We start from the raw sequence: 25,146 nt of genomic DNA, 5'->3' as shown, positions 1-25,146 counted from the left end.
TATTCAGCGACGCAAAATATCGAGACGAACGGCCATTTTCCCGATTGACAGCCGGGCAGGGGACTCGTTATAAAAGGCGCAGTTGTACGACGACATACGATGTTACACCCCTAAAAACAAAAACCGGGTCCCATCATGAACTCAATCCGCTTTCTCGCCTCGCCGCGCGCCGCTTCCTGTGGCCCGGTTTCGACTGGCTGTCCCTGCGCCCGGTCATCCCCGTTATCTGTCACCGCTCCGCCAACCTCCCGATTGCACCTGTTGCCCGTCTGACGCGAGCCACAACGCTGTGTGCTGCGCGTAAGAAGTGATCTCGCTTGAAACCGAGAGATCATCACCATAATCCAATAATAAAGTGATGCCATGAATCTGAACGAGCCCATCAATGCGCAACGTGTCGGCCAGGCGGTCGGCAAATACCGCTGGACGATCTGTGCGCTGCTGTTTTTCGCGACCACCGTCAACTACCTGGACCGCCAGGTGCTCAGCCTGTTGGCGCCGGACCTGTCGACGCAATTCGGCTGGAGCAACAGCGACTACGCCAACATCGCTTCGGTGTTCCAGTTCGTGTACGCGATCTCGATGCTGTTTGCCGGCCGTTTCGTCGACAAGATCGGCACCAAAAAGGCCTACATCATCGCCATCAGTATCTGGTCCACCGGCGCCATGATGCATGCCTTCTCGGTGCCGATGGGCGAGGGCATCGCTTCGATAAGTGCAGCATTCGGCCTGGCCGTGATCCCGGTGTCGATCGCCGGTTTCATGCTGTCCCGCGCCGTGCTGGCGATCGGCGAGGCGGGTAACTTCCCGATCGCGATCAAGGCCACGGCGGAATACTTTCCGAAGAAGGAACGTTCCTTCGCCACCGGTATCTTCAACTCCGGCGCCAACGTTGGCGCGATCCTCGCACCGATCTGCGTACCGCTGATTGCCGGCCTGTGGGGCTGGGAAGCGGCGTTCATCGTGATCGGCATGCTGGGCTTCGTCTGGGTGACGGTCTGGATCGCGCTGTACGAAAAACCGGAAAAGCAAAAGCGTCTGTCGCCGGAAGAACTGGCCTACATCCGCAGTGATGCACAAGTCATCGTCACCCCGGAGCCGGGCGTCACCGAGAAAAAAGTTTCGTGGTTCAAGTTGCTGACCTACCGCCAGACCTGGGCATTTGCCTTCGGCAAGTTCATGACTGACGGCGTGTGGTGGTTCTTCCTGTTCTGGCTCCCAACCTACCTGTCGGCGCAATACGGCATGAAAGGCCAGGCGATCGTGTGGCCGCTGGCCGTGCTCTACAGCATGACCATGGTCGGCAGCATCGGTGGCGGCTGGTTCCCGAGCTACTTCATGGCACGCGGCGACGCGCCGTACGACGGCCGGATGAAAGCGATGCTTGTGATTGCGTTCTTCCCGCTGCTGGTACTGCTGGCACAACCATTGGGCTACATCAGCTTCTGGGTGCCGGTGCTGCTGATCGGCGTAGGCGCCTCGGCCCACCAGGCATGGTCGTGCAACATCTTCACCACCGTGTCCGACATGTTCCCGCAGAAGTCCATTGCCTCCGTCGTCGGTATCGGCGGTCTGGCCGGCGGCATGGGCGGTGTGGCGATGACCAAGCTCGGTGGCTGGGTGTTCGACTACTACAAATCGATCAACGATATTCACACCGGCTACATGATCATGTTCGCCATCTGCGCGTGCGCCTATCTGGTGGCGTGGAGCGTGATGAAACTGCTGGTGCCGCGTCACAAGGAAATCACTGACCTGTAAGAGGCACCTCTAAACTGGTTGAACCGAAAAGGCCCGATTTTATCGGGCCTTTTTCGTTCCGGCATTCCGACAGGCATTCTCCGCGCGTCCTCAACTGTAGGAGCCGGCTTGCCGGCGATAGCGGTGGGTCAGTCGATTCGTATATTGACTGGACTGACGCTATCGCCGGAACGCCGCCCGCAGCAAGCCGGCTCCTACAGGGTGTTCGCAGTGGCCGGAATGCCGCGCGAAACACCGGGCGTTTTGAATCTGGCCGCATCGCGTGCGGGGGGCAGCCCGAACAGCCGTGCGTATTCGCGACTGAATTGCGAGGCACTTTCATAGCCAACGGTGTAGGCAATGGAAGTGACGTCCAGCGTGTCGAACAGCAAGAGCCAGCGCGCCCTCAGCAAGCGCAAACGTTTCTGGTATTGAATGGGCGTCATGGCTGTGACGGATTTGAAATGCCGGTAGAACGCCGCGACGCTCATGTCGGTCATGACCGCCAAGGGCTCCACGCGAAAGGGTTCGGTGTAGTGTTCGCGGATCCATTGGGTAGCCCGGCGGATCTGCGCAAGGCGCCCGTCCGGGCGGGCAACGTCGCGGAGTATCCCGCCCAGCGGTCCGAGCAGGGCGCGAAAGAGGATTTCACGTTCGATCATCGGCGCCAGCACGGCCGCCTCGCGAGGATGGTCCATGAGCCGCAGCATGCGCAGCCACGCATCAATCATTTCAGCCGGTGCCGGCACGGCATCAAAATTTGAGCGGCCGGGCTCCCTGGGGGACTTCTCTTCGTCCACCAGCAACGTCGAGATCACAGTCGGATCCAGGGTCAGACTGACCGCGAGGTAGGGCTGGTCCGTGGCGCCCGCATGAACCTGACCTGTCGCAGGTACATCGACGGGCACCAGAAAATAGTGCCCGGCACCGTACCGAGAAACCTCATCGCCTATCGACAGGGTTTTCTGGCCCTGCAACACCAGGTGCAGCATCGGTTGATACACCTGATCCGCACACGCCTCGGCCCGCACCATTGCCACGCGCGGCAACCCGGTGTCCGTCCACTTGTCTTGTGCGCGCATCACGATGCTGCGCAGTTCTGCCATTGCTTTTTGCATGTTCGTGAAAGTGGGCCAGTTGCCGGGGCAATGCAAGCCATTGAGAAGAATAGGCAAGGATGTGCGAGGAACCGGCACACGGAGCACGCGTGCTCGACGGAATACTGAGGGCGTGCAGTTCGTTGCGGTCCGGTATTCGTCACCCGACACAACGACCGTTCATAGAGAAATCACACCACTCAAAGTAGGTCAGCTTATGAAACTTGAAGGGAAAGTTGCGTTGGTCACCGGCGCATCCAAGGGCATCGGTGCCGGCATCGCCAAGGCGTTGGGCGCACAAGGCGCAACGGTCATCGTTAACTATGCCTCCAGCCGGAGCGCGGCTGAGGCGGTGGTTGCACAGATTACGATGCACGGCGGCACAGCATTCGCGATGCAGGCAGACATGAGCGTTGCTGCCGATGTCGTGCGTCTGTTCGATGCGGTGAAAACCGAACATGGAACGCTGGATATTCTCGTCAACAATGCCGGCGTCGCCGTGTTCCAGATGATTGATGACCTGACAGAAGAGGCCTTCCACACGCAGTTCAACCTGAACGTGCTGGGCTATCTCCTGGCCGTGCGCGAGGCCGTGAAACTGTTGGGCCCAAAGGGCAGCATCATCAACATCAGCTCCATCCTGAGCACTGACCCTTATCTGGCGTCCAGTGTCTATTCGGCCACCAAGGGCGCGGTAGACACCTTGACCTTCGCGCTGGCTAGAGAGCTGGGATCGCGCGGCATCCGGGTCAACTCCATACTGCCAGGGCACACCAACACGCCGGGCACCGACGGTAATTTCGCCGGTGAATTCGGCGAGAAACTGCTGGCCGGAACGCCGCTCGGCCGGTTTGGCGAGCCTGAAGATATCGCTGCGCTGGCGGTGTTTCTCGCTTCCGAGGATGCGCATTGGGTGACCGGCGAATCGATCCGGGCTTCAGGTGGTGTACGCGGTGTCGGTTACTAACACCGCCGATTGGAAGGGCAGGCGCTCGGTGACGTGCGCCTGCGCGCGCTCACGGCAGTACGTGCGGATGGGCGGCAAAATGCGCCACCAGCCAATCGACGAATGCGCGCACTCTCACGCTGAGATGACGATTGGGCATGTACACCACCGACAGCGTATTGGCGCGTGCAGACCAATCTTCCAGTACGGGAATCAGGGTTCCTGAGTCGATATGCGACTGGACCATGAAGCGCAACGTGTGGATGACCCCCAGGCCCGCAAGCCCTGCCGCCAGATAACCGTTGCTGTCGTTGACCCCCACGACATAGTTGCCCTCCACCAGGATCTTTTCATTGCCGCGGGCAAATTCAATTCGATTGTGCTTGCCCGACGACGGAAAAATGTACCGGACCACGGTGTGGCCAATGTCCAGCTGCGCGGGATGTGCCAGTGGTTCGTGTGCGGCAAGGTAGGCAGGGGTCGCACAGGTGACGAAATCGAGACTGCCCAGACGACGTGCGATCAGTGAGGAGTCCTGCAGGTCGCCACCGCGTATGACGCAGTCGATGTTTTCGCTGGCCATATCGGCGGTGCGATCGCTGGCACCAATTTCAATCTGGATGCCCGGGTAGCGGGCATTGAATTCAGGCAGTGCCGGGATGACAAGATGCGTCGCGATGGTGGTCCCCATATCCACCCGAATTCGGCCCTTCGGATTGGCTTGCGTGACCGCCATCTCCGATTCGACTTCCAGCCATTGATCGAGCACGCGACTCATCCGCTCATGGTAAACACTGCCTTCGTCTGTGAGGGTTACGCGTCGGGTGGTCCGATTGAGCAGCCTGACCCGCAGGTGCGACTCCAGCGCTTGCACCAGTTTCGTCATGACGTTGGGGTGAAGGTCCAGCTGAGCGGCTGCTTTGACAAAGCTGCCCGTCTCGACGATGCGGTTGAAGGCTTTTACGGCAAGGAAATAGTCCATGGCTGACGCTCGACGTAAGTGATGAGGGATTATCACTGATTCCAGGATTGCATATACCTGTTTGGTCCGTTTATCACGTTGCGGGGGTTATTTATCGTGTTGGTTCTGGCCTGCATCCGCAGAGCCCATGATCCTCAACGTCGACAAAGGACATCCCATGACCCAGGTTCTCAAAGGCAAAGTCGCATTGATCACCGGCGCATCGCGCGGTATTGGCGCGGCGATCGCCAGACGTCTTGCCGCTGAGGGCGCGGACATTGCCTTCAGCTACGCCCAATCACCTGAGCGCGCCGAAGCGGTGGCCGGGGACATAGAATCCCTTGGGGTGAAGGTGCTCGCTGTCGCTGCTGACCAGGCGGATAGCGACGCTGTCGCCGCATTTGTCCACCAGGCCCACGAGCATTTCGGGCGACTGGACATCCTGGTCAACAGCGCAGGTGTATTCGTGACGGGCGTTATCGGTGATCCCCTGGCGGATGTCGCCGGGCTTGACCGTCAGCTGGCGATTAACCTGGGTGGCGTCCTCGCCGCGGTACGCGCTGCCGCGCCTTTGCTGTCGGACGGCGGTCGCATCGTGTCGATCGGGACCATGTTCGCCAGCCGGGCTCCGTTCCCCGGCATCGGCGATTATGCGGCCAGCAAGGCTGCGGTCGCCGCCTACAGTCGTGCCTGGGCTCGAGATCTGGGACCGCGCCAGATCACGGTGAATACCGTTCAACCAGGCCCGATCAACACTGAAATGAATCCCGAGACCAGTGAGGTCGCGGCGATGGTCACGCAGATGACGGCGTTGGGACGGTATGGTCAACCTGAGGAAATCGCCGGGGTCGTGGCCTTCCTGGTGGGGCCGGATGCGGCCTACATCACGGGCTCGACGGTGAATGTCGATGGCGGTCAGAACAGCTGAAGATTGATAGGGCGGGCATCGCGGATTGCCATTGGGGTAGGGTGCCAAAAGCGCCCTACCTTGAACGCCGCAAACACTCAACCCCCCGTTCAATGGCAGAATCTCCTTCACTTGACCGTTTTGGAGATCACCATGCTTCGTGCATTCGAACGAAGACTCGACCCTTTTCCTCCTGACGAGGTACCACCGCCACCCAACGGCCTTGCGCGTTTTCTGTGGGCCTGCACCCGGGGTGCACGCGGTTACATCCTCGCGTTTGCGCTGCTCAGTGCCAGCGTGTCGATTTACGAAGCCTGGCTGTTTTCCTTCCTGGGACAGGTCGTGGACCTGCTCTCGACGTGGCAGGCGGGCGGTGACGCGGCGGCGCAGGAAAGTCGCGTGTTGTGGGGCATGGGCATTGTGATGGTAGGCAGCGTCGGGCTGGTGGCGTTGCGCACCATGGTGCAGCACCAGATATTGGCGATTAACTTGCCGTTGCGGCTGCGCTGGGATTTCCATCGTCTGATGCTGCGGCAAAGTCTTTCGTTTTTTTCCGATGAATTCTCCGGCCGGGTCACCACCAAGGTGATGCAGACGGCGCTGGCCGTACGCGACGTGCTGTTCACCCTGATCGAGATCGCGCCAGGGATCGGCGTGTATTTCATCGCGATCATCGCACTGGCCGGCGGCTTCGCACTGAAACTGATGCTGCCGTTCATTGCCTGGGTCGCGTTGTTCGGGCTGGCGATGATGTACTTCGTGCCCCGCCTGGGAAAAGTCGGGCAGGAACAGGCCAATGCGCGGTCGATGATGACCGGGCGGATCTCGGACGCCTACACCAACATCACGACTGTGAAGCTGTTCTCCCACTCCAATCGTGAAGCGCACTTCGCGCGTGCGGCGATGGAAGATTTCAAGCAAACCGGTTTTCGCCAGATGCGCCTGGTGAGCCAGTTCGAGATCGTCAACCAGGCGTTGGTGGTGGCGTTGATCATGGCCGCGGGTGGTTATGCGCTGTGGCTATGGCATCAGGGTGAAGTCGGCGCCGGTGCCGTGGCGGCGATCACCGCCATGGCGTTGCGCATCAATGGCATGTCGCACTGGATCATGTGGCAGATGACCTCGCTGTTCGAGAGCATCGGCACCGTGCAGGACGGCATGGCCACCCTGACTCGCGGCCCCAAGGTGCAGGACGCGCCGGACGCAGGCGTGCTGGTGACTTCAGGCGGCGCGGTCACCTTCGACAATGTGAGCTTCAACTACAGCGGCGAACGCCAGGTGCTCGATGGCCTGAGCCTGAGCATCCGCGCCGGCGAAAAGATCGGTCTGGTGGGCCGCTCGGGTGCCGGTAAATCCACGCTGATCAACTTGCTGCTGCGCTTCTATGACGTCGACAGCGGGGTGATTCGCATCGACGGCCAGAACATCGCGCACGTGACACAAGACAGTCTGCGCAGCTCCATCGGCATGGTCACACAGGACACCTCGCTGCTGCACCGTTCCATTCGCGACAACATCGCTTACGGTCGTCCCGATGCAACCGACGCACAAATCCGCCGCGCCGCGGCCAACGCCCAGGCCGATGAATTCATCAGCCAACTGAGCGACCGGCAAGGCCATACCGGCTATGAAACCCTCGTGGGCGAGCGCGGCATCAAGCTGTCGGGCGGACAGCGCCAGCGCGTCGCGATCGCCCGGGTGATGCTCAAGAACGCCCCGATCCTGCTGCTCGACGAAGCCACCAGCGCGCTGGACTCGGAAGTCGAAGTGGCGATTCAGGAAAGCCTCGATGAAATGATGCAGGGCAAGACCGTGATCGCCATCGCGCACCGGCTGTCCACGATCGCGGCGATGGATCGGCTGATTGTCATGGATGACGGGCGCATCGTCGAGCAGGGCACCCATACCGAATTGCTGGGGAAGAACGGGATTTATGCGCGCCTTTGGCAGCATCAGAGCGGCGGGTTCCTGGGCGAGGATACGGGAGTGATCGAGGCTATGGATCAGGCGTGAGCGCGGCGGCGAATGCTTCGGGCGTCGGGCTCTCCTCCCATTGCGCAACGGCTTCCGGCAGCACCAGCCAAGGTTGCTTGCGTCGTGTCCAGATATGCGCCACCGGCTCGAAGCGCTCCGTGCCTTCCAGCACGCCGGCCCGCACCACACACATGCCGGGCGCTGCCGTGGTCTCGTTGAACAGCCGGGTATGGCACTGGCCGCAGGCATGTTGCGTGGACGTTTGCCCCTGATGCTCGTGCACATGGGTCGCCGTTTCGCCTGTCACCTGCAACGCTGCAGCGGCGCACAGCAGATGCAGGCCGAACGCGCTGCCGCTCCAGCGCTGGCAGTTCAGACAATGGCAGGCATACAGCGGCGGCAGTTGCGGCGCTTCGATGTTGATGCTGACGTGCCCGCATCGGCACTGACCGGTGAATCTCATGCGTTGACTCCTTACAATGACGCCCGGATAAGTTCGGGGCGCATGATCCCTTTTCGCAGGCCCGGGCAGAAGAGCAAAAAAGGAGCAACTGTTGGTCAAGAATGTATGAGCGGTCTTGAATGGGAAAGCCGGCAGGTGTTCCTCGCGGTGTTGCGCTCCGGCAGCCTGAGCGGCGCTGCGAAGTTACTGGGGATTGCGCAGGCCACGGCACGCCGACGCCTCGATCATCTTGAGCAGGCACTCGGCCTGAGCCTGTTCACCCGCACGCCCACAGGCCTGACACCAACCAGTGGGGCGCGGCGCCTCATCGATCATGCCGAAGCCATGGACCTCGCCGCGCAAGCCTTCAACCGCGCGGCCAGCGCTGAAACGTCGGTGGACCATGGCACGGTGCGGCTGACCTGTGGCGAACTGCTGGGGGTGGAGGTGCTGCCCGGTTTGCTGCGAAGCTTCCATTACGGCCACCCTGGGCTGAAGCTTGAACTGAGCATCGGTGACGCACTTGAAGACATCGCCAGGCTGCAATCGGATATAGCCGTACGCCTGAGGCGTCCCATGGAAGCCGATATTGCGGTGCGGCGGGTCGGCAGCTTGCGGATCGGCATCCATGCCAGTGCCGAGTGTCTGGAACGCTACGGCAACCCGGTCAGCCTGGCGTCGCTGCGCCAGCGGCCGCTGATCGGACCGGACAGACGCTCAGCCGACTTGCGTCGTTTGGTCGAAGCCGGACTGTGTGAAGCCGATCAGCATTTCGCGATTGCCACGGATCATCACCTCGCGCAACTGGCCGCGCTGAAAGCGGGATTGGGCTACGGTCTTTGCCCGACGCATATCGCCAGAACCCACGGGTTGATTCACGTACTGCCAGACAGCTTTGGCTTCGAGGTCGATGTGTGGATCGCGATGCACAGTGACCTGCGCAAAATCAAACGGATCGTCAAGGCGTTCGAAGTGATAGGTGAGGAGTTGCATCACTATCTGCGCTCGAACGAGCTCTGAGGGCGCTGATTCGGAACGTCCGCTGGCTGTGGAAAAGCTCGGGCACAGTCTATCGGGGCGTCAAGATGGCCAAGGCAATCGCCACGATGAAGAGCGCCGGCACGTCACCTGCCAGGTGCCCCATTTGCCCAGGCTGGGTGACCGCCTGGACGGCCATGATTCCTCCGTGTACGGCGCTGGACCACACGGTGAACCAGATGAGGCTCAGATTGGCTAATGGATCACGTGCGGCCAGGATCAAGAAAACACCCAGTATGGCGTACATGCCAACGATCATCATCGGGTAGTCCGAGTGACCGACGTGCCAGGCCCAGCCGGACGGCCAGAACAACATAAGTGGGTAGAGTGCAAGGCACGCGAGGCCAGCCAAAACCAGAACGACGCGCAAGTACCTGAGGCGATCGACTACGGTCATGGGGGGGCTCCTCTTTTTTTGCCTGACTCTAAATAGACCCCGGGTGGGGTGATAACGCCTTTACAGGCTTGGTGGATAACAGTTCTTGTTCTGTCGTCTATCCATGACCAGGCCGGGCATTGTGACAGTCGGGTGACCGCTGACGGGGTCATACACTATGAGCGGAAGCCCAATCTGCTCAATCAGTTTCGGCGGCAGACCAAGCATAGCTAGTCATTGGCTATCGCTCCGTCCACCGACCGCTTATGGCCGATTGCTGCCTGTCGCGAGAGGCTGTTTCCGACCCTAAGCTGCCGGTGGGAAAAGACACAATTCTGGCGAAAGATAATTTCAATCGGTGCGTTTGCATAGCAGCTCGATCAGCCGTGATTCTGGCCGTAGGAGTATAGAGCCGTACGGACGTGAACATTATCCAATTCGAGCACGCAGAATCAGTGGGATTGAAGCAGCTTATGCGGTTAATCAGTCGATAAGCTTACTCAGTTCGGGATTTTCCTGAATGTCTTTGTTGCAGATGCAATAGAGGCTCATTGCTGCCAAACTTTAAACGCTAAGGTTGCATCAGCCGACCCTGATCAAAATCGCGTGCCGAGATGATTCATGGCTAAGCGCTAAGCGCTAAGCGCTAAGCGCTAAGCGCTAAGCCATACCCATCGTGTGCCGCTTGCAGGACGATGTTGAAGTCCTCGATGTAAATCCGCTATCCCATCTTATGGAACCCATGCTTCGAGCAACCAGGGATGCCACTGGCTGCTGTCATCTTCCGTTATCAAAACGCGGTGCAGATGTCGAACGGTGTTTCTTCGCAAAAGTGCTAAACCATTTTTGGGGAGAACTGGCCCGATATTCGAGTTTGCATATACTGTGCACACTACGAGCAGTAATATTTTGATGTCGTATGGTTAAGTATAATAAACGCTGATGAACAAAGCTGATCTGTTGACGTATTTTTCCGCCCGCAGATACAGCATTGTGTGATATCGCACAGTTGGTCAAATCTTGCTTGGCATCGTGGCAGATGATCTCTGCATACGGTAGCGAATTGTAGAGAATAGAAATATTTTTGGATTTACTGAGGATGTTTACTAGGTTTTGCCACGCTACCTGAGGTGGGAATTCTTGCTATGTAAGTTTTGTTTGAGTGGTGTGATTTCTGAATCGGACCACAAACGAGTGGTGGCAATCAGTCCTGTGCTTATCGAATCGATCAGAGGAGGCATGTCAGTTTGCTTTGCCGTTGCGCGGTTCAACATGGAATTGGGTGCTGATGATGGTATAACGAATAGCAAGTTATACGGAGGATTGCAGTTTTTTGGGACGTTAGTTCGATGAGTTTGCCTTTTTCTTAGTCGTACTCTTTGGAGCGACTTGATCGCCAAACATGACCTTGGTCATTGTGCTCGTTTATATCGGAGGTCAGTGTGTCTAATCGTCGACTCAAGAATGCCCTGTTTGATTGCCAAGTGGAAATGACCACATTGTTCGGTACGGCCGTGGGCAGCGAATCGGTTCTTTCAGTATGCATCGATGAGTCAGGTCGAATCATTTCGGCCAACCCGCGGTTTGCAGAGACCCTCGGTTACTCGTTGGAAAGGCTGTCGAACATGGCGGTAAGTGACATTATGGCAGAGCCGCACAAGGACTTTGCACCGAATCCGCACGCCATCGAACGGCACTTCTATCGCACCGCTGACGGCCGTGCTGTGGCACTCAGTTTTGGCTGGATCGCTATGGATACGCGCGCATTCCAAGGCTATGGCTTTATTGCGCCCTCCTTTGCGCGGAACGAGCAAGTAGCTGTCGAAATGTTCAATGCATTGAACCACTCAATGGCGATGGTTCAATTCAGTCTTACGGGTGAAGTCCTATACGCCAACGAGTCGTTTGCCCAGGCCATGGGTTACAGCCTTGCGGAGATCGAGGGCAGGCATCACCGCATATTTTGCTTGGCGGAGGACGTGGCTTCGGCCTACTACATCGAGTTCTGGAAAACTTTGAACAAGGGCATGTTTAACGCTGGGCGTTTTCGCCGGGTCGGTAAAAACGGCCGAGTGGTGTGGTTGGAGGCCACTTACAACCCCATTAAGGATGCTGCCGGTCGGGTTTATAAAATAGCCAAATTCGCCAGCGTAGTAACCGAGCAAGTGGAGAAAGCCAATGGAATCAAGCAGGCAGCGGATATGGCCTATGACGTGTCGCTTGATACCGATGTGAAAGTGAACAGAGGCATGGAGCTGGTCGCCGGCTCGGTGCTTGGCACTCAAACTATCGCGCAACAAATGTCCTCTGTGACTGACAGCATGATCGCGCTTGAATCGCAGTCACAGTTGATTGGTTCCATCGTCGACACCATCGGGGCCATCGCCACCCAAACCAATCTGTTAGCGATTAATGCCGCTATCGAAGCTGCGCGCGCGGGAACAAACGGACGAGGTTTCGCTGTAGTGGCGGATGAGGTGCGTAAGCTCGCCGGCCGCACCAGCACAGCTACGCAAGAGATAACAGGCGTGGTACGGCAAAATCGCGAATTGGCCGGTCAAGCCGCGTTACAAGTGCAATGCAGCAGAGACCACGCCGACCGTTTGCTGGACTTGGCGGAGCAGGCAGGCTGGGCGATGGCGGATATTCAGTTGGGCGCAAAGCAAGTCGTGGAGGCGATTGGCAGGATCACCAGTGACTTGGGTTGATGCGCGACACTGTTGATCCCTTGGAATCTTCAAGCCGCTACTATTTTCCTCCCTGCGTTCTACGTTGTGCAGCAAGGTAGCCGTGAGGCTGCGAGCCAAAGTAGTCGCATCAGCGCCGACCAATGCGTGCTCAGTAGTCAGTTCGGCGCAGTTACTTAGCCATATGGCTAGCGGCATCGAAACGTTCAACAGAGGAAACAGTAAATCGCTACTGTCACTCACCAGCAAATCGCAGTGAATGTTGAGGCCGGGGGGAACTACAGCGGGCAATCTATAGCAGAGAGTAGCAACAAGTACGCAGAGGGGGGGCCAAGCAGCACAGCAATGCCTTACTTCATTCGGCTCATCGTTTCATAGGGCTTAGATCGTATCCAGGTAAGTTAGGGGGCACTAAAATCGACTAGGAGCAGTCACCTGGCAAGCACCATCCAAAAAAGGGGTAAGAAAAGGGAGCGTCAGTGAGAAAAGTAAGTAGATTCGTGGCGTGGGCAGCGTTCTTATACAATTCGAACACGCTGAGTGAGTGGGATTGAAGCAGCTTCTGCAATTAACCAGTCGATAAGCCTACTCACTTCAGGATCTGCCCGAGTGTTTTCGTTGCAGATGCAATAGTAGCTCATCGCCGCCGGAACTTTGAGCGTAAAAGGCTGCACCAGACGGCCCTCTTCGAAATCCCGTGCCGAGACAATTTCATCGCTAAGAGCTACGCCGTAGCCATCTCGTGCCGCTTGTAGCGCGATGCTGAAATCTTCAATGTAAAAATCTGCTTCCCCAGGATATGGAACTCGTGCTTCGAGCAACCAGCGACGCCACTGGCTGCCGTCGTCTTCATGTAGAAGACGGTGATGTAGAAGATCTGATGGTTTCCTCATTGCATGCAGTCCCCGTAAAAGCTGAGGGCAGCAGACCGGGGTTAGGTGCACGGTGTGAAGCTTGCGCCACCAGAAACCCTCCCATGGGGGCGTGTCGTAGAGCACCGCCAGGTCGGTCTTACGCCAATCTATCTGATTGAAATCTTTTGCCGTAACCACCCGCAAATTGAAATGCGAGTTATTTGCAAAATAGGTTAATAGTTTTGGCGTCAGCCAGGATGCCCCCAAAACTGTATCGGTAGCGACGACGAGTTTTTTTGTGGCGGGAGAGCTATGACGCATCCGCGCAATGAGGTGCACACCCTCTGTGATTTCACTTATGCCTCTCGCCACAGCCTGTTGCAGGGCCAGACCGCTTTCGGTCAAAACCAATTGTCTTCCCTGCTTGCGGAATAGCTCAATGGCGAGCGCACTTTGTAAGGCCTTTATTTGCAGGCTCACGGCAGCGGGTGTGACATTGAGTTCAGACGCCGCAGCACCTACGTGACCAAGTCTTGCGACGGTTTCAAACACGCGAAAGGCGTGTAGAGGAGGCATTGCCATAATCACCTATCGTTGAGTTTTTCTGATTGTTGTGCGTATAGAATATATAGATTGATTAAATGTAGCCTTGATCAGAATAATTCGCTAGCCCACGCCAAACCGTGGAGCACAAAAAAATTCTTGCCTTAGATCGGCCGTTTTCAAACCGCAGCACAGTAAATGTCAGCCGGAGTTTTTACCCTACGCCGTAAACCATTTTTGGGGTGAACTAATCCGCTGTTCGAATTTGCATATACTGTACGCAACACGACTAGTGATATTTTGATGCTGTATAGTTAGGGCTGTTAAACGTTGATGAACAAAGCCGATCTGCTGGAGCATTTGAAAGAAACCAGTTTCGAGATAGCCAAAGGCAATATAGATGATGCAATTCTTTTGCATTTCGATTTGGTGATGGAACAGTATCGCACCAAGCCTTCGTTCTATAAAAACGTATTTAAATATGACAGGCTCATGGTGGCTCTATCGTTGTTGAGCTTTAGCTACAAAGACGAGAGAGTTCCCCTGTCCAAAGTAAAAGCGTTTTGCTACGAGCGAGGCTATATGTCTCACAACAGCTTGGACTCTTATTTTTCATTTTTCGTTATTACAGGAAATATGAATGTTCGACTTGACGCAGAAGATGGGCGTCAACGCATTTTTCAACCTACGAATGCAGCGTTGCGTGATACCACGCAGTTGGTTAAGTCTTACTTGCTGCCGTCGCAATTGGTTTCTCCATACGATAGCCGGCTGTTTGACATAGTAAGCTCTGCGGATTTACTGGATGTTTTTTTTCGAGGCTATACTAGATTACTTGAGGCGGAGTTTCAGGTCGGTAACCTTTTGCCTGAAGCAAAGTGGTTTCTGAATCGGGATGGTGGACACTTGCCAATGCTGGCGCTTTATGCCGATACCTTGCGAAACGGGTCGTTGGCGACTGGTTACAATGTTTCGTCCTACGTTGAAGTATCGGCGCGCTTGGGTGTTTCCAAAACCCATATGCAGCGAATGATCAAAGAGGGCGAATTGCAGGGCTATTTCAAAGGCCACAAACGTGTGGTGGAAATCAGTCCTGCGTTTATCGAGTTGATCAGACGGGCCATGTCAATTTACTTTTCCGTTGCACGGGTCAGCTTGGAATTGGGTGTCGACGATAGTGACATGAATAGGAAGTCATTCGGGGTTTGCAGTTCTTGCGGACGTTAGCCTGATGAAATCGCCTATTTTTTAGTCGTGCTGTAGAGAGCGTTTGGATCACCAATAAATTGTCCTCTTTCGTTTTACTCGTTTATACCGGAGGTCAGTATGTTTGATCGTCGATTCAAGAATGCCCTGTCTGATTGCCAAATGGAACTGACCACGTTGCTCGGTATGGTTGTCGGCATCGAATCGGTTTTTTTTGCAGTACGTATCGATGAGACTGGCCGAATCATTTCGGCCAATCAGCGGTTTGCAGAAACACTCGGTTACTCGTTGGAAAGGCTGTCGAGCATGGCAGTAAGTGACATTATGGCTGAGCCGCACAAAGGCTTTGCACCGAATCTATACGCCATCGAACGGCAGCTCTATCGCACCGCTGACGGCCGTGCTGTGGCACTCAGTTTTGGCTGGATCGCCATGGCGAATGGCACTTTCCAAGGGTACGGCTTTGTTGCCCCCCCTCTGGCGCAGGACGAGCGGGAAGCCATCGAGATGTACAGCGCACTGAACCGCTCGATGGCGATGGTTCAATTCAGTCTTACGGGTGAAGTCCTATGCGCCAACGAGTCGTTCGTACAGGCCATGGGTTACAGCCTTGCGGAGATCGAGGGCAAGCATCACCGCATATTTTGCTTGGAGGAGGATGCGGCTTCGGCGCACTACATCGAGTTCTGGAAGAGTTTGAACAAGGGCGTGTTTAACGCAGGGCGTTTTCGCCGGGTCGGTAAAAACGGCCGAGTGGTGTGGTTGGAGGCGACTTACAACCCCATTAAAGATGCTGCGGGTCGGGTTTATAGAATTGCCAAATTCGCCAGCGTGGTGACCGAGCAAGTAGAGAAGGCTAATGGAATCAAGCAGGCAGCAGACATGGCCTATGACGTGTCGCTTGATACCGATGTGAAAGCGAATAGAGGCATGGAGCTGGTCGCCGGCTCGGTGCTTGGCACTCAAACCATCGCGCAACAAATGTCCTCTGTGACTGACAGCATGATTGCGCTTGAATCGCAGTCACAGTTGATTGGTTCCATCGTCGACACCATCGGGGCCATCGCCACCCAAACCAATCTGTTAGCTCTTAACGCCGCTATCGAAGCTGCACGCGCGGGAACAAACGGGCGAGGTTTCGCTGTAGTGGCGGATGAGGTGCGTAAGCTCGCCGGCCGCACCAGCACAGCTACGCAAGAGATAACAGGCGTGGTACGGCAAAATCGCGAATTGGCCGGTCAAGCCGCGTTACGAGTGCAATGCAGCAGAGACCACGCCGACCGTTTGCTGGACTTGGCGGAGCAGGCAGGCAGGGCGATGGCAGATATCCAACTGGGCGCAAAGCAAGTCGTGGAGGCGATTGGCAGGGTCACCAGCGACCTGGATTGATGCACAACACTGTTGAGCCTTTGGCGTTTTCTAGCCGTTACTTCCTTTCACTGCGTACTGAAGGACTACCTGAGAACGGTTGTGAAAGTCGTACTGGAAGATATTCGGTCTTGCTTGTGAACATTTCAGTACGCCTACTGATCATGACCATTCCGTTGCGCAGACCGGGTCAAACTCATGATCGCCACCACGCGCTTCCCTCTGTGCAGCGACCCTGCGAAGGGCCTGTTCTTGCGCTGAAGAGCCCATGGCCTGCTTTTGATTTCGGCCCGATTTTTGTCTATGGGGACAGCCGCTTTGGCATCAGCCCCAGCACCGCAGCCTAACCCTGAGCACGCATTGATGCAGTCAAATACCCCCACAGGATTTCATTCAATGTCCTCTTCAACATTCATCCTGAGTGTCACTATCGAAAGGCTGAGCGAATCATGCCGGGTGTGCTCTGGCTGATGTTCATTTACTCCATGGGCCTGGCGGCATGGCATGACACATGGTGGCAGCCGCTGCTGGTCGGTGGCGGTACGCTACTTGTATTCCACGTGCTCAATGCGTTGATACCAGGCCGGGGGATGCTGCGTTGCTGCATGGGCATTGCCTTTATGGTGTTCTCGGCGTTGCACATCAACCAGGCCGGCGGTACGACCGAAATGCACTTTGGTATCTTTGTGCTGCTTGCCGTTCTGGTGTACTACCGCGACTGGTCGCCTATCCTCGTCGTAACCCTGTTTATTACGGTGCATCACTTAGTATTTTTTGCAATCCAGCAAGCAGACGCAGGAGTACACATCACCCACACGGGAAGCAGTTGGGCAATGATTTTGCTCCATGCGTCCTACGTGGTGCTGGAAACCGCCATTCTTGTTTATCTCGCCATCCAGACCCATCGCGAGGCCGCGAAAAGTACGCAAAGTGCACAAAGGCTCAATGACGAAGCACGCGACGGCAGTAGTAAGGTAAAAGAGGGGCTAGAAGAAACCGCCCGACTGGCCGACCAAAGCGACAGCAGTAACCGACAGGTACAAGCATTGGTCATGCAGGTCGAACAGATCGGACGGTTTCTGGATTTGATTTTGGGCATTGCCGGACAGACCAACCTGTTGGCCCTCAATGCCGCCATTGAAGCTGCACGTGTCGGTGAAGCGGGTAGAAGCCTTGCAGTGGTCGCGGACGAGGTCCGCAACCTTGCCCAGAAAACGGCATCTTCAACCGAGGACATCCGGAGAATTATTGGTCGCCTGCAATTAGGTAGCCGCGATGCTGAGAGCGCCTTGCAAAGCAGTCGCACCAGCGTCGACCAGTGCGTGCTCAGTAGTCAGAGGACGGCACATTTACTTAACCGTATGGCTGCCGGCATCGAAACGATCAACCAGAAGAACCAGTTGATCGCCACTGCCACGCATCAGCAAACCGCCGCGAGTGGCGAGATAGGGAGGCACCTGCAAGGGGGCCCGTCCCTCGCTGAGAGCAACAACAAATACGCAGAGGACCTCCAGCAGCACAGCTTTGTCTTGCTGGGTTCGGCTCATCGCCTCATGGAGCTTACTGAGCGTATCCAGGTGAGTTAGGGGCTATCATACAAATCGAGTCGAACTGGTCACCCCAGAAGCGACCATCCAAATTCAACATGGAAAAAGTCGTGAGCCACGCCACGCTGATGCTGCCCCTCCAACTGTGACGAAGTTCGCCAAGTGTGTTAACGCCCGAGCTCAAAAGAAAACTCGATGAAATAGCTAATTTCTATCACGCGCCCGCCCGCGAGGATGAAAACCATCTTAATCCGATCAGTCGAACGTCCGCTTTTGGCCGTTTTCTGCCTCTCGCGAAGGGCAGCAGTCGACCCGAAGCTGACATCAGGCGATGGATGCTCTTGGCCAACCAGCGTAATCTTTCGGCCATCCCGCACCTTCGAGGCTAGCAACAGATGACGGAACAGCTTTGCGTTGTATTCATTCCGGCGCTTTCGGTGGCTTTGCAAAGCGCCGAAACAAACAAAGGATCCCCACTTACAGAGTCCGAGGCACTCAAGATCCGTGATCAAGCGACGTGTGTTGCAGTTCCATTCGACGTCGCCCTGGATATGGAGAGGGAACGTGGTTTTCGGGACTTAGTTGCCGAGGACTGCTGGAGTGAATGGCAGCGGTTACGGCTCTCTATGCAGAAATGACCCCTCTGACTTGCATCAATACTCAGTCAAAATATGTAGTCTTCACTTGCCCATAGCTGCCGAAATGAAAGGCGGCTAATGGCTGGAAGCGGCCGTTAGTCGTTTGATCGTTCGTGAAGGCAGCACGACTTGAGGAAGCCAGGGCGTAAAGCCCTAGCCGATGGCAGATGTCACTTTTTCTTTTTCGCCGGCTTTTCTGCCTTGTCTGATTTCTTGGTCTTTTCTGGCTTGCTATCAGCTTTTTTTGCAGATTTCTTTGGCTCGGCGTCTTTTTTCTTGTCTTTCTTTCCGGAAGATTTTGAAAGAGCCGAGGCCGCCGCTGATTTCTTTGCCGGTGATGACTATTTGTCTTTCAATTCCTTACTGGCTTTCGAAGCTTCACCTTTGCTTTTCTTCTCGTCTTTAGCCACGTTGACCACCTCTCGGGGAATGCCGTTATTGGCACATTGCCTGTGCAATTGCTCACAAGCTGATCATTAGGCGAGCGCGTCGAACAGCGGTTCAAACTTTTTTAAGCGTCGAGACAGGCGGCAACCGGTGAGCGTGGATTTCGCAAAACCATTCCCCGGTCGCTTATTAGCTATTCCGAGTTATGCGCCCTATGGCACTAACAGTATTAGCGACGATCGCGATCGCGATACCGTTCGGCCAGGGACTGCACAAGCGTGACGTAGGTTTGCGTCTCGGCGTAGGGAGGTACTCCGTTGTACTGGTCCACAGACGCTTCCCCGGCGTTGTAACCTGCCAACGCGAGCATCTGATTGCCGTTGAAGCGCTTGAGCAGCCAGGCCAGGTAGCGCACGCCACCACGAATGTTCTGTCCTGCGTCGAACGGATCGTCCACGGCGAAGCGCTCGGAAGTGGCGGGCATCAATTGCATCAGCCCTTGGGCGCCTGCATCGGAAATGGCGTGGGGGCGAAACGCCGATTCAGCATGCATCACTGCACGGATCAGCGCCCTGTCGACACCATAATGACCCGAAGCGGCTTCGATCTCCCGTCGGTAGGAGTGAGTGTCCAGGCGTAGCGAGGCGACCTTGAAACCCCTCGGCGCCGAACACAGATAGCAGCCCTTGATGTGATAGACCTCAAGGGTATCGACCCGTGCGGAGATCCCTTCGGGGCGCCGGCTCACATATTGACGAACCCCCTTGTACATGAAGGTGTACACCCTAATCCGCATCGCCCCCAGGTCGTTGGCCCTCACGACGCGGAGCTGGCCCGATTCCCTGGCGCCAACACCGACGCCCGCCATGCCTTTCAGGTGAGTGCAACGGGCGCCGGCGGTGGCGTGGCTGGTGTAGCTGATGGCTCCATCCTTGGCTTGGCATTTGAACATGGCGCTGGCGCACAGCGGGACGACCAGCAAGGTCAGCTCGATGCTGCCAAGAAAGCTATTGCGCGCCCATCGCCAGGCTCTGGAACTCATCGCATCACTCCGCGCCGCAGGCGCCGATCAGGCCTGGGGTGCCTGGGCTGGGCGCTGCTTTTGGAGGGCCTGCCCGGATGGCCCGTCGTCTGCTCTGACAGTTATACCCCTTGTAACCGGTCAGCGCTGCCGATTCAGGTCGAACGGTTTATCACTGCAAATTCCGCATACGCATAGTGCTTGCCCCACTGCGCAGTTACTAATAAACCCCGAGTTGAATCGATGTATTCAGGTCAATGACGCCAGTGAGTAGCCGGCACAAGGAGGGACCATGAACACCGCCGCTATTCCTGAGGGTTTCACCCCGTTTAGCCGGAGTAGTCCATTGCTTGATTTGCTGGGTCCGATTTACGCGAGGGGCAGCGGGCTGCAATTGGAGCTGGGATTATTGACTGACTCACGACATGCCAATGGTCGCGGGACCTTGCATGGAGGGGTATTGGCGACATTAGCCGATGTGGGCATGGGTTACGCCATGGCATTTTCCAGCGACCCTCCGCAGCCATTGATCACGGCAAGCATGACCCTGGACTATCTCGGCGCAGTACAAATCAATGAGTGGCTGGAAGTGCGTCTTGAGTACTCTAAAAAAGGACGTCAACTGGCGTTTGCCGCCGTCAGCCTGCATGTCGGCGAGCGAGCCGTTGCGCGCGCCAGCGCGGTGTTCGCTGTGCCAATGAGTTGAAGTGCGGCGCGCAATTAGTTCGATCGTATTCGCTTGTTACCTCGCCGATTGATGGCCAGGTTGACGGTGCCCGCTGTAAAGCGGGCACCACTCCCTATGTGGGAAAAAGGCTCACACGCCGGCTTACCAGTTGTAACTCAGTTTGGCGGTAATTTCGCGACCCGGGTTGTAATAGTTCGCCGTGCCGGAACCGACCACGTGTTGCTCGTCCAGTAGATTGTTGACATTCACGGCAAGGTCGGTGCCCTTGGCAATCTGGTAGTTGAAGGCGGCGTCGAACAACGTGGTGCCATCGCTTTTGCTGGTGTTGGCCGCATCCAGATAATAGGCGCCGACGTAGCGTGCGCCCAGGCCGACGCTCACGTCTGTACCCGGCAAGCTGTAGTAACTCCACAGAGAAGCGGAATGCCTCGGTGCCGTGGTGAACTCATTTCCCTTGAGGGAGCTGCCGTCGTACAACGTGCCGCGTAGAACATCGGACTTCATGTAGGAATAGCCGCCAATCAGGCTGAGGTTCTGCGTCAGTTGCGCCTTGGCTTCCAGATCGAGGCCGCGTACCCGCGACTCGCCCACCGTCTGCTGTTCAATAATCCCGCTGGGTAGCACCACAGCGATCGTGACGTTTTCCTGGGTCAGGTCATAAACGGCTGCAGAGAACAGCGCGTCCATCGCCATAGGCGAATACTTCACACCCACTTCATACTGCTTGCCCGTTTGCGGTGTAACGCCAACCTGGGGCGGCGAGACGGACTCCACCATGCTCACATAGGTGGAAACCTCATCATTGACGATATAGGTCAACGCACCCCGGTAGGAGGTTTCAGAGAAGTTGTCTTTGTCATCAAATTGCACCGGGCTGGAGAACTGGTTGTAGCCCTTGCTGGACAGGTCCATAGAGTCGTTGCGCACACCGCCGGTGACGATGAAACGTTCGTAGAACGACAGGTTCTGCTGGAGGAAGACCGCCTTGGTGGTCGCGTCGCTCTTTTTCGCGGTGTACGGCGTGAGTGCGCTTGAAACGCCAGTGAACACCGGGTTGGCAATGTCGATGGAGGACGCCAGGTCGTATACGGAGCTTTCCTTGGTCGACGAGTCGAGGTATTCCACGCCCACCAGCGTGCTGCTATCGATGTTCTCGAAACGGGCATCGTATTGCAGCATCAGGTTGCCGTTGAACTGGTCGGCATCGCTGTCCGTCCCCAGCAGATAGCGGGGCACCGTAGTGCCGACACGTGAGGCGCTATCGCTCAGGTAAACGTAGCCGTAGTCATCGGTCAGCTTGCTGTAACGCAGGTTGCTGCGCAGTACGAAGCCGTTGTCGAAATCATGGGTAACGTTGCCGCTGAGGCTGGTGCGTTCGACATCGTGATAGTTGAAGCTGGGCTCACCAAAAAATTTGCTGCGGTCGTATTCCTTGTCCAGCGGATAGCCACCGCTGTTCGGCGAACTTTCGGTTTTCAGGTAGTCCAGAATCATGGTGGCCGACGTGTAATCGGTGGGCGCCCAGGTGAGGCCGCCCATGAACAACTGGTTATCGTCCTTTGAGTGGTCGTACTCGCGGTCGCTGTTTTGCCCTTTGGCAGTGAAGCGGCCGGCCAGGGTCTTTTCGTCGTTCAGCGCATCCCCTACATCCACGCCTGTCTCGACATGGTTAAAGGAACCGTAGGTCACATAGCCCTGGCCAAACTGCTCGAAGCGCGGCTGTTTGGTCACGAAGTTCACCGAGCCACCTGGGTCCGCCGGGCCGAACAGCGTGGAGTTGGCGCCACGCAGAATCTCGATGCGCTCATAGGCGAATGGATCTTCGCGTACACCGCGCATCGAGCTCAGGGTCAAGCCGTCACGGTAGGTGGTGGCCTGGAAGCCACGAATCTGGAAATAGTCGTTGCGGTCGTCCGAACCATAAAAGTCGCTGACCACACCCGGCGTGTATTGCAGTGCCTCTTCCGTGGTGCTGACGCTGCGTTGCTCCATTTCCTTGCGGGTCACAACCGACACCGAGGCGGGCGTGTTGAGAATGCTGGTTGCCACTTTGCCGCCGACCCAGAGTTCCTTGGCGACCACCGAGTTGGTGTCGTCGTCGGCATTAACCTTGACCTTGGCATTGATGATAAGGGGCGCGAGGCGGTAGTCCTCGATGTCGGTTGCGCCGAGTTCGAGCGGGCCGGCAGGCTTTTGTTGAGGTATCAGCAGGTAGGCGTTCGGGCCTTGCTGCTCGATCTGCAACTCGTTTCCCTGCAACAACGTTGACAGTGCTGCCGACGTATCGAAGGTGCCGTTTACGCCTCCCGTCGTGCGGTTCGCCACGCTCGAGGCATCGAAGGAAAGGCTGATGCCAGCCTCGCGCGCAAAGCGGTCGAGTGCCGGCGCCAGTGGGCCGGCAGCGATTTCCCATTGCTGGACCTGGTTGCTGTGTTCAGCGCTCGAAGATTGTGCCAGCGACGGCAATGCGTAGCTGCTGACGATCAAACCCAAGATCGCGCCGTGTACGGCACGATTCAATGGATGGCGCTGTGTAACCGGGGACGAACTCATTCTCTCGCTCCATGGAAGGGTATCGGCAGATTGGCCTTTAACGTCGGCCTTCCTTACAAGTCGAACGAGAATGAGAAACCACCTCATTAAATTTTTCAGGCAGGAGAAAAGTACGAATGGACTCAGCTGGCCGCGGTCAACGTCACCCAGTAACGGGTCCGATAATCAACGCGCAAGCGCAGTGACTGCGCGACCAATGCCAGTACCTGATCGTTGTCGGCGAGCTGAAAGGTGCCGGAAACCCGACGATCAGCAACCTCTGCGGCGCAGCGCAATACGCCGGGGCGGTAGCGCGACAACTCCGCAATAAAATCACTGAGGCGCATATTGCGCGCGCTGATCACCCCGTCACTCCAGCTCCAGACATCAAGGCCGTTATCCCTGAACTCACGGGCGCCACTCGATGTGAACAGCAGCAGATTTGCGGACTGGACACCGCTGCCAACGCTGCCGGCCAGGGTTTGGCTGGCTCCAGGAAATACCGTGACTGTGCCTCCTCGAACCGCGAGCAGGGTGCCATCGTCACGTTCCCGCGCCAGGAAGCGGGGACTCTGAGTGCGCATGATCCCGTCGCGCGTTTGAACCCAGAAGGGGCGCGCTTGAGCCGAGTGTTCGTCCGCGCCGACATTCACGATGATTTCGCCACGTCGCAGAATGATCAGGCGTCGCTGTGCGTCGAAATCGCTGTCGACAGCACTGTCGCTATTGAGCTGGATAAGGCTGCCATCATCGAGCTGGACGCGTCGTTGCTCGCCAGTGCTACTGCGCTGCTGCGCAAGCATGGCCGGCAGGGGTGTGTAATCCCGGCCGAGCCAGCCGGCTGCGCCAACAGTGGCCAATAAGCCCAGTAGCTTCAGGCTTTCCCGTCGACGCATGCCATGGTGGATGCCATCAAGGGTGTGTCGGGCCAATTGCGCTGGCACGCCTGCGAACTCATCCCCAAGCGTTTCCACACGCTGCCACGCCACAGCGTGCTCTGGGCGCTGCTGCAGCCAGTGCTCAAAAGTGCGCTGGGTTTGCTCATCTGGCTGATTGAAGCGAAGGCGCACCTGCCAGCGGATCGCCTGGTCGACAACGGCCGGATCCAGCGTCTGCGACTCACGCCTCGACATAACGCAAGCGATAGCAGTGTTGCAGGGCGATGGACAGGTCGCGTTCCACGGTCGCACGGGAAACACCCAACTTTTCGGCGATTTGCGCGCAGGTCAAACCGTCGAGCCGGGCAAATAAAAACGCCTGGCGAACTCTCGGTTTGAGCATGTCGAGCATGCGGTCTATCCGCTCGAGCGTATCCAGAATCAGTAGTCGGCTTTCTTCCGAGGGAACCTCGTGTTGAGGCAGCAACGCGACGCTCTCCAGGTAGGCCCGTTCGAGTTCGCGGCGACGATACTGATCAATCATCAGCCCGCGGGCGATGCTGCTCAGATAGGCGCGGGGTTCGCGCAAGGGGCTTGACTGGCGGGATTTGAGCAGACGTACGAACGTGTCTTGCGCCAAATCTGCTGCGTTATCGCGACATCCCATGCGTCGGCTTAGCCAGCCATGTAACCACGAATGGTGAGTGCGATAGAGCAGCCCTAGATCTGCAGTACCTAGCGTATCGTCGCTGCGCATCGGCATCCCGGAGAGTACATAATTGATAATGACTCGCATTCTACCTACGGGATAGGTCTCAGGCAAATGCGTGGTGCTCAGTGTCAGCTTTTGGCCGATTGCTGCCTGTCGTGAAGGGCGGCAACCGGCCGATTGCTGCCTGTCGTGAAGGGCTGCATCCGACCCATAGCGGTCACGACAGAAGCCAGTCGGCCAAAAGCCAGTCAGTCGCTCTAGTCTACGATATCGGCAACTAGCTGTTCGCCAGCAGAAAAAGCAGCCCCTTCAATGTGGTAGACCCTCGGTTCTTCCGAAAAATATTCCTCCAGGCCCATCATGAATATCCGATGGTCTTCACTCTCTTCGAAGCCCGGCGTGTGATCTTCAAGTGAAGCCCAGCGCACTATCAGGTTGAACCGCTCGGGGCTTTCGATCCCTTGCGCGAGCAAGTGGCCGCCGTAACCCTTTGCACGGGTGAGCAGGGGAGCGACCTCGGCAAATGCGCGTCTGAAACTTTCAATGCGTTCTTTGTGGACGGGGAGCAGGGCGATTTCATAAATCATGGCATTCCTCTCATAGG

Annotated in this window: 19 protein-coding genes and 5 pseudogenes; 13 read left to right on the top strand and 11 right to left on the bottom strand. The window is 56.8% G+C overall.

Going from position 1 to position 25,146, the window contains the following annotated elements:
* The first annotated feature begins 363 nt into the window (after positions 1 to 363).
* Entirely contained in the window at positions 364 to 1,761 is a 1,398-nt protein-coding gene (locus ACF6ZU_RS29540; RefSeq protein ID WP_392889546.1) for an MFS transporter, read from the top strand.
* Positions 1,762 to 1,955: 194 nt separating this feature from the next.
* On the opposite strand, the gene ACF6ZU_RS29535 is transcribed toward ACF6ZU_RS29540, so the two are convergent.
* Entirely contained in the window at positions 1,956 to 2,846 is an 891-nt protein-coding gene (locus tag ACF6ZU_RS29535) for an AraC family transcriptional regulator N-terminal domain-containing protein (protein ID WP_392889544.1), read from the bottom strand.
* 208 nt (positions 2,847 to 3,054) lie between these two features.
* Here ACF6ZU_RS29535 and ACF6ZU_RS29530 point away from each other — a divergent pair, with 208 nt between their 5' ends.
* Positions 3,055 to 3,804: a glucose 1-dehydrogenase gene (locus ACF6ZU_RS29530; protein ID WP_392889542.1), complete on the top strand. Its 750-nt coding sequence runs from the start codon at positions 3,055 to 3,057 to the stop codon at positions 3,802 to 3,804.
* A 49-nt stretch (positions 3,805 to 3,853) separates the two neighbouring features.
* Here the strand turns inward: ACF6ZU_RS29530 and ACF6ZU_RS29525 are convergent, their stop codons facing one another.
* Positions 3,854 to 4,765, bottom strand: a complete 912-nt coding sequence (locus ACF6ZU_RS29525; protein WP_392889540.1) for a LysR substrate-binding domain-containing protein — start codon at positions 4,763 to 4,765, stop codon at positions 3,854 to 3,856.
* A gap of 157 nt (positions 4,766 to 4,922) precedes the next feature.
* Here ACF6ZU_RS29525 and ACF6ZU_RS29520 point away from each other — a divergent pair, with 157 nt between their 5' ends.
* Together ACF6ZU_RS29520 and ACF6ZU_RS29515 are read left to right on the top strand one after the other, a co-directional pair.
* Positions 4,923 to 5,672, top strand: a complete 750-nt coding sequence (locus ACF6ZU_RS29520) for an SDR family NAD(P)-dependent oxidoreductase (protein WP_392889538.1) — start codon at positions 4,923 to 4,925, stop codon at positions 5,670 to 5,672.
* Positions 5,673 to 5,804: 132 nt separating this feature from the next.
* The gene (locus tag ACF6ZU_RS29515) at positions 5,805 to 7,664 is read left to right on the top strand and encodes an ABC transporter ATP-binding protein (protein ID WP_392889536.1); all 1,860 of its coding nucleotides are present in this window, start codon (positions 5,805 to 5,807) and stop codon (positions 7,662 to 7,664) included.
* Here ACF6ZU_RS29515 and ACF6ZU_RS29510 read toward each other — a convergent pair.
* A complete protein-coding gene (locus ACF6ZU_RS29510; protein ID WP_392889534.1) occupies positions 7,648 to 8,088 on the bottom strand; it encodes a GFA family protein in 441 nt (146 codons plus the stop codon). The genes ACF6ZU_RS29515 and ACF6ZU_RS29510 overlap by 17 nt on opposite strands.
* A gap of 42 nt (positions 8,089 to 8,130) precedes the next feature.
* Between ACF6ZU_RS29510 and ACF6ZU_RS29505 the strand changes: the two genes are divergently transcribed.
* A complete protein-coding gene (locus tag ACF6ZU_RS29505) occupies positions 8,131 to 9,087 on the top strand; it encodes a LysR family transcriptional regulator (protein WP_392889532.1) in 957 nt (318 codons plus the stop codon).
* 49 nt (positions 9,088 to 9,136) lie between these two features.
* Here ACF6ZU_RS29505 and ACF6ZU_RS29500 read toward each other — a convergent pair whose 3' ends face one another.
* Positions 9,137 to 9,502, bottom strand: a complete 366-nt coding sequence (locus ACF6ZU_RS29500; protein ID WP_392889530.1) for a DUF6632 domain-containing protein — start codon at positions 9,500 to 9,502, stop codon at positions 9,137 to 9,139.
* 1,469 nt (positions 9,503 to 10,971) lie between these two features.
* Between ACF6ZU_RS29500 and ACF6ZU_RS29495 the strand changes: the two are divergent.
* Together ACF6ZU_RS29495 and ACF6ZU_RS29490 are read left to right on the top strand one after the other, a co-directional pair.
* A pseudogene (locus ACF6ZU_RS29495) lies at positions 10,972 to 11,592 on the top strand (PAS domain S-box protein); the annotation flags it as partial.
* Positions 11,593 to 11,823: 231 nt separating this feature from the next.
* Positions 11,824 to 12,189: pseudogene (locus ACF6ZU_RS29490) on the top strand (methyl-accepting chemotaxis protein); the annotation flags it as partial.
* A 497-nt stretch (positions 12,190 to 12,686) separates the two neighbouring features.
* Here the strand turns inward: ACF6ZU_RS29490 and ACF6ZU_RS29485 are convergent.
* Complete coding sequence (locus ACF6ZU_RS29485) at positions 12,687 to 13,598, bottom strand: LysR substrate-binding domain-containing protein (RefSeq protein ID WP_392889528.1); 912 nt, start codon at positions 13,596 to 13,598, stop codon at positions 12,687 to 12,689.
* Positions 13,599 to 13,898: 300 nt separating this feature from the next.
* On the opposite strand from ACF6ZU_RS29485, the gene ACF6ZU_RS29480 reads away from it, so the two are divergent.
* The 5 genes and pseudogenes from ACF6ZU_RS29480 to ACF6ZU_RS29460 all read left to right on the top strand — a co-directional run bounded on the left by ACF6ZU_RS29480 (position 13,899) and on the right by ACF6ZU_RS29460 (position 18,324).
* Positions 13,899 to 14,792, top strand: coding sequence for a helix-turn-helix domain-containing protein (locus ACF6ZU_RS29480; RefSeq protein WP_392889526.1), 894 nt, complete (start codon positions 13,899 to 13,901; stop codon positions 14,790 to 14,792).
* 99 nt (positions 14,793 to 14,891) lie between these two features.
* Positions 14,892 to 15,563, top strand: a pseudogene (locus ACF6ZU_RS29475) (PAS domain S-box protein); the annotation flags it as partial.
* 231 nt (positions 15,564 to 15,794) lie between these two features.
* Positions 15,795 to 16,160 (top strand): annotated as a pseudogene (locus ACF6ZU_RS29470) (methyl-accepting chemotaxis protein); the annotation flags it as partial.
* A gap of 428 nt (positions 16,161 to 16,588) precedes the next feature.
* On the top strand, positions 16,589 to 17,725 hold the full coding sequence (locus ACF6ZU_RS29465; RefSeq protein ID WP_392889524.1) for a methyl-accepting chemotaxis protein: 1,137 nt from the start codon (positions 16,589 to 16,591) through the stop codon (positions 17,723 to 17,725).
* Positions 17,726 to 18,081: 356 nt separating this feature from the next.
* Positions 18,082 to 18,324: a hypothetical protein gene (locus ACF6ZU_RS29460; RefSeq protein ID WP_392889522.1), complete on the top strand. Its 243-nt coding sequence runs from the start codon at positions 18,082 to 18,084 to the stop codon at positions 18,322 to 18,324.
* 170 nt (positions 18,325 to 18,494) lie between these two features.
* On the opposite strand, the pseudogene ACF6ZU_RS29455 reads toward ACF6ZU_RS29460, so the two are convergent.
* Both ACF6ZU_RS29455 and ACF6ZU_RS29450 read right to left on the bottom strand, forming a co-directional pair.
* Positions 18,495 to 18,743: pseudogene (locus ACF6ZU_RS29455) on the bottom strand (hypothetical protein).
* A 197-nt stretch (positions 18,744 to 18,940) separates the two neighbouring features.
* Entirely contained in the window at positions 18,941 to 19,753 is an 813-nt protein-coding gene (locus ACF6ZU_RS29450) for a lytic transglycosylase domain-containing protein (protein ID WP_392889520.1), read from the bottom strand.
* Between the two features lie 271 nt (positions 19,754 to 20,024).
* Between ACF6ZU_RS29450 and ACF6ZU_RS29445 the strand changes: the two genes are divergently transcribed.
* Positions 20,025 to 20,438: a PaaI family thioesterase gene (locus ACF6ZU_RS29445; protein ID WP_392889519.1), complete on the top strand. Its 414-nt coding sequence runs from the start codon at positions 20,025 to 20,027 to the stop codon at positions 20,436 to 20,438.
* A gap of 123 nt (positions 20,439 to 20,561) precedes the next feature.
* Here ACF6ZU_RS29445 and ACF6ZU_RS29440 read toward each other — a convergent pair whose 3' ends face one another.
* From ACF6ZU_RS29440 to ACF6ZU_RS29425, 4 genes are all read right to left on the bottom strand, one after another.
* Positions 20,562 to 22,973: a TonB-dependent siderophore receptor gene (locus ACF6ZU_RS29440; RefSeq protein ID WP_392889517.1), complete on the bottom strand. Its 2,412-nt coding sequence runs from the start codon at positions 22,971 to 22,973 to the stop codon at positions 20,562 to 20,564.
* Between the two features lie 122 nt (positions 22,974 to 23,095).
* Positions 23,096 to 24,085, bottom strand: a complete 990-nt coding sequence (locus ACF6ZU_RS29435; protein WP_392889516.1) for a FecR domain-containing protein — start codon at positions 24,083 to 24,085, stop codon at positions 23,096 to 23,098.
* Positions 24,072 to 24,587, bottom strand: a complete 516-nt coding sequence (locus ACF6ZU_RS29430) for a sigma-70 family RNA polymerase sigma factor (protein ID WP_392889515.1) — start codon at positions 24,585 to 24,587, stop codon at positions 24,072 to 24,074. The genes ACF6ZU_RS29435 and ACF6ZU_RS29430 overlap by 14 nt, the downstream gene beginning before the upstream one ends.
* A gap of 212 nt (positions 24,588 to 24,799) precedes the next feature.
* A complete protein-coding gene (locus ACF6ZU_RS29425) occupies positions 24,800 to 25,129 on the bottom strand; it encodes an antibiotic biosynthesis monooxygenase family protein (protein ID WP_392889513.1) in 330 nt (109 codons plus the stop codon).
* Positions 25,130 to 25,146: the final 17 nt, after the last annotated feature.

It is taken from the genome of Pseudomonas migulae (assembly GCF_043225285.1).
Taxonomy (GTDB): domain Bacteria; phylum Pseudomonadota; class Gammaproteobacteria; order Pseudomonadales; family Pseudomonadaceae; genus Aquipseudomonas; species Aquipseudomonas migulae_C.
Note: the sequence above shows the minus strand (reverse complement) of the source record. Positions and strands in the feature narration are given on the sequence as shown.

Bases quoted from the DNA above. Each gene is read 5' to 3' on its own strand.
- ACF6ZU_RS29440 (WP_392889517.1), bottom strand. From the start codon at position 22,973: ATGAGTTCGTCCCCGGTTACACAGCGCCATCCATTGAATCGTGCCGTA.
- ACF6ZU_RS29480 (WP_392889526.1), top strand. From the start codon at position 13,899: ATGAACAAAGCCGATCTGCTGGAGCATTTGAAAGAAACCAGTTTCGAG.
- ACF6ZU_RS29540 (WP_392889546.1), top strand. From the start codon at position 364: ATGAATCTGAACGAGCCCATCAATGCGCAACGTGTCGGCCAGGCGGTC.
- ACF6ZU_RS29485 (WP_392889528.1), bottom strand. From the start codon at position 13,598: ATGCCTCCTCTACACGCCTTTCGCGTGTTTGAAACCGTCGCAAGACTT.
- ACF6ZU_RS29500 (WP_392889530.1), bottom strand. From the start codon at position 9,502: ATGACCGTAGTCGATCGCCTCAGGTACTTGCGCGTCGTTCTGGTTTTG.
- ACF6ZU_RS29435 (WP_392889516.1), bottom strand. From the start codon at position 24,085: ATGTCGAGGCGTGAGTCGCAGACGCTGGATCCGGCCGTTGTCGACCAG.
- ACF6ZU_RS29515 (WP_392889536.1), top strand. From the start codon at position 5,805: ATGCTTCGTGCATTCGAACGAAGACTCGACCCTTTTCCTCCTGACGAG.
- ACF6ZU_RS29510 (WP_392889534.1), bottom strand. From the start codon at position 8,088: ATGAGATTCACCGGTCAGTGCCGATGCGGGCACGTCAGCATCAACATC.
- ACF6ZU_RS29525 (WP_392889540.1), bottom strand. From the start codon at position 4,765: ATGGACTATTTCCTTGCCGTAAAAGCCTTCAACCGCATCGTCGAGACG.
- ACF6ZU_RS29445 (WP_392889519.1), top strand. From the start codon at position 20,025: ATGAACACCGCCGCTATTCCTGAGGGTTTCACCCCGTTTAGCCGGAGT.
- ACF6ZU_RS29520 (WP_392889538.1), top strand. From the start codon at position 4,923: ATGACCCAGGTTCTCAAAGGCAAAGTCGCATTGATCACCGGCGCATCG.
- ACF6ZU_RS29505 (WP_392889532.1), top strand. From the start codon at position 8,131: ATGATCCCTTTTCGCAGGCCCGGGCAGAAGAGCAAAAAAGGAGCAACT.
- ACF6ZU_RS29425 (WP_392889513.1), bottom strand. From the start codon at position 25,129: ATGATTTATGAAATCGCCCTGCTCCCCGTCCACAAAGAACGCATTGAA.
- ACF6ZU_RS29460 (WP_392889522.1), top strand. From the start codon at position 18,082: ATGACGGAACAGCTTTGCGTTGTATTCATTCCGGCGCTTTCGGTGGCT.
- ACF6ZU_RS29530 (WP_392889542.1), top strand. From the start codon at position 3,055: ATGAAACTTGAAGGGAAAGTTGCGTTGGTCACCGGCGCATCCAAGGGC.
- ACF6ZU_RS29450 (WP_392889520.1), bottom strand. From the start codon at position 19,753: ATGAGTTCCAGAGCCTGGCGATGGGCGCGCAATAGCTTTCTTGGCAGC.
- ACF6ZU_RS29465 (WP_392889524.1), top strand. From the start codon at position 16,589: ATGCCGGGTGTGCTCTGGCTGATGTTCATTTACTCCATGGGCCTGGCG.
- ACF6ZU_RS29535 (WP_392889544.1), bottom strand. From the start codon at position 2,846: ATGGCAGAACTGCGCAGCATCGTGATGCGCGCACAAGACAAGTGGACG.
- ACF6ZU_RS29430 (WP_392889515.1), bottom strand. From the start codon at position 24,587: ATGCGCAGCGACGATACGCTAGGTACTGCAGATCTAGGGCTGCTCTAT.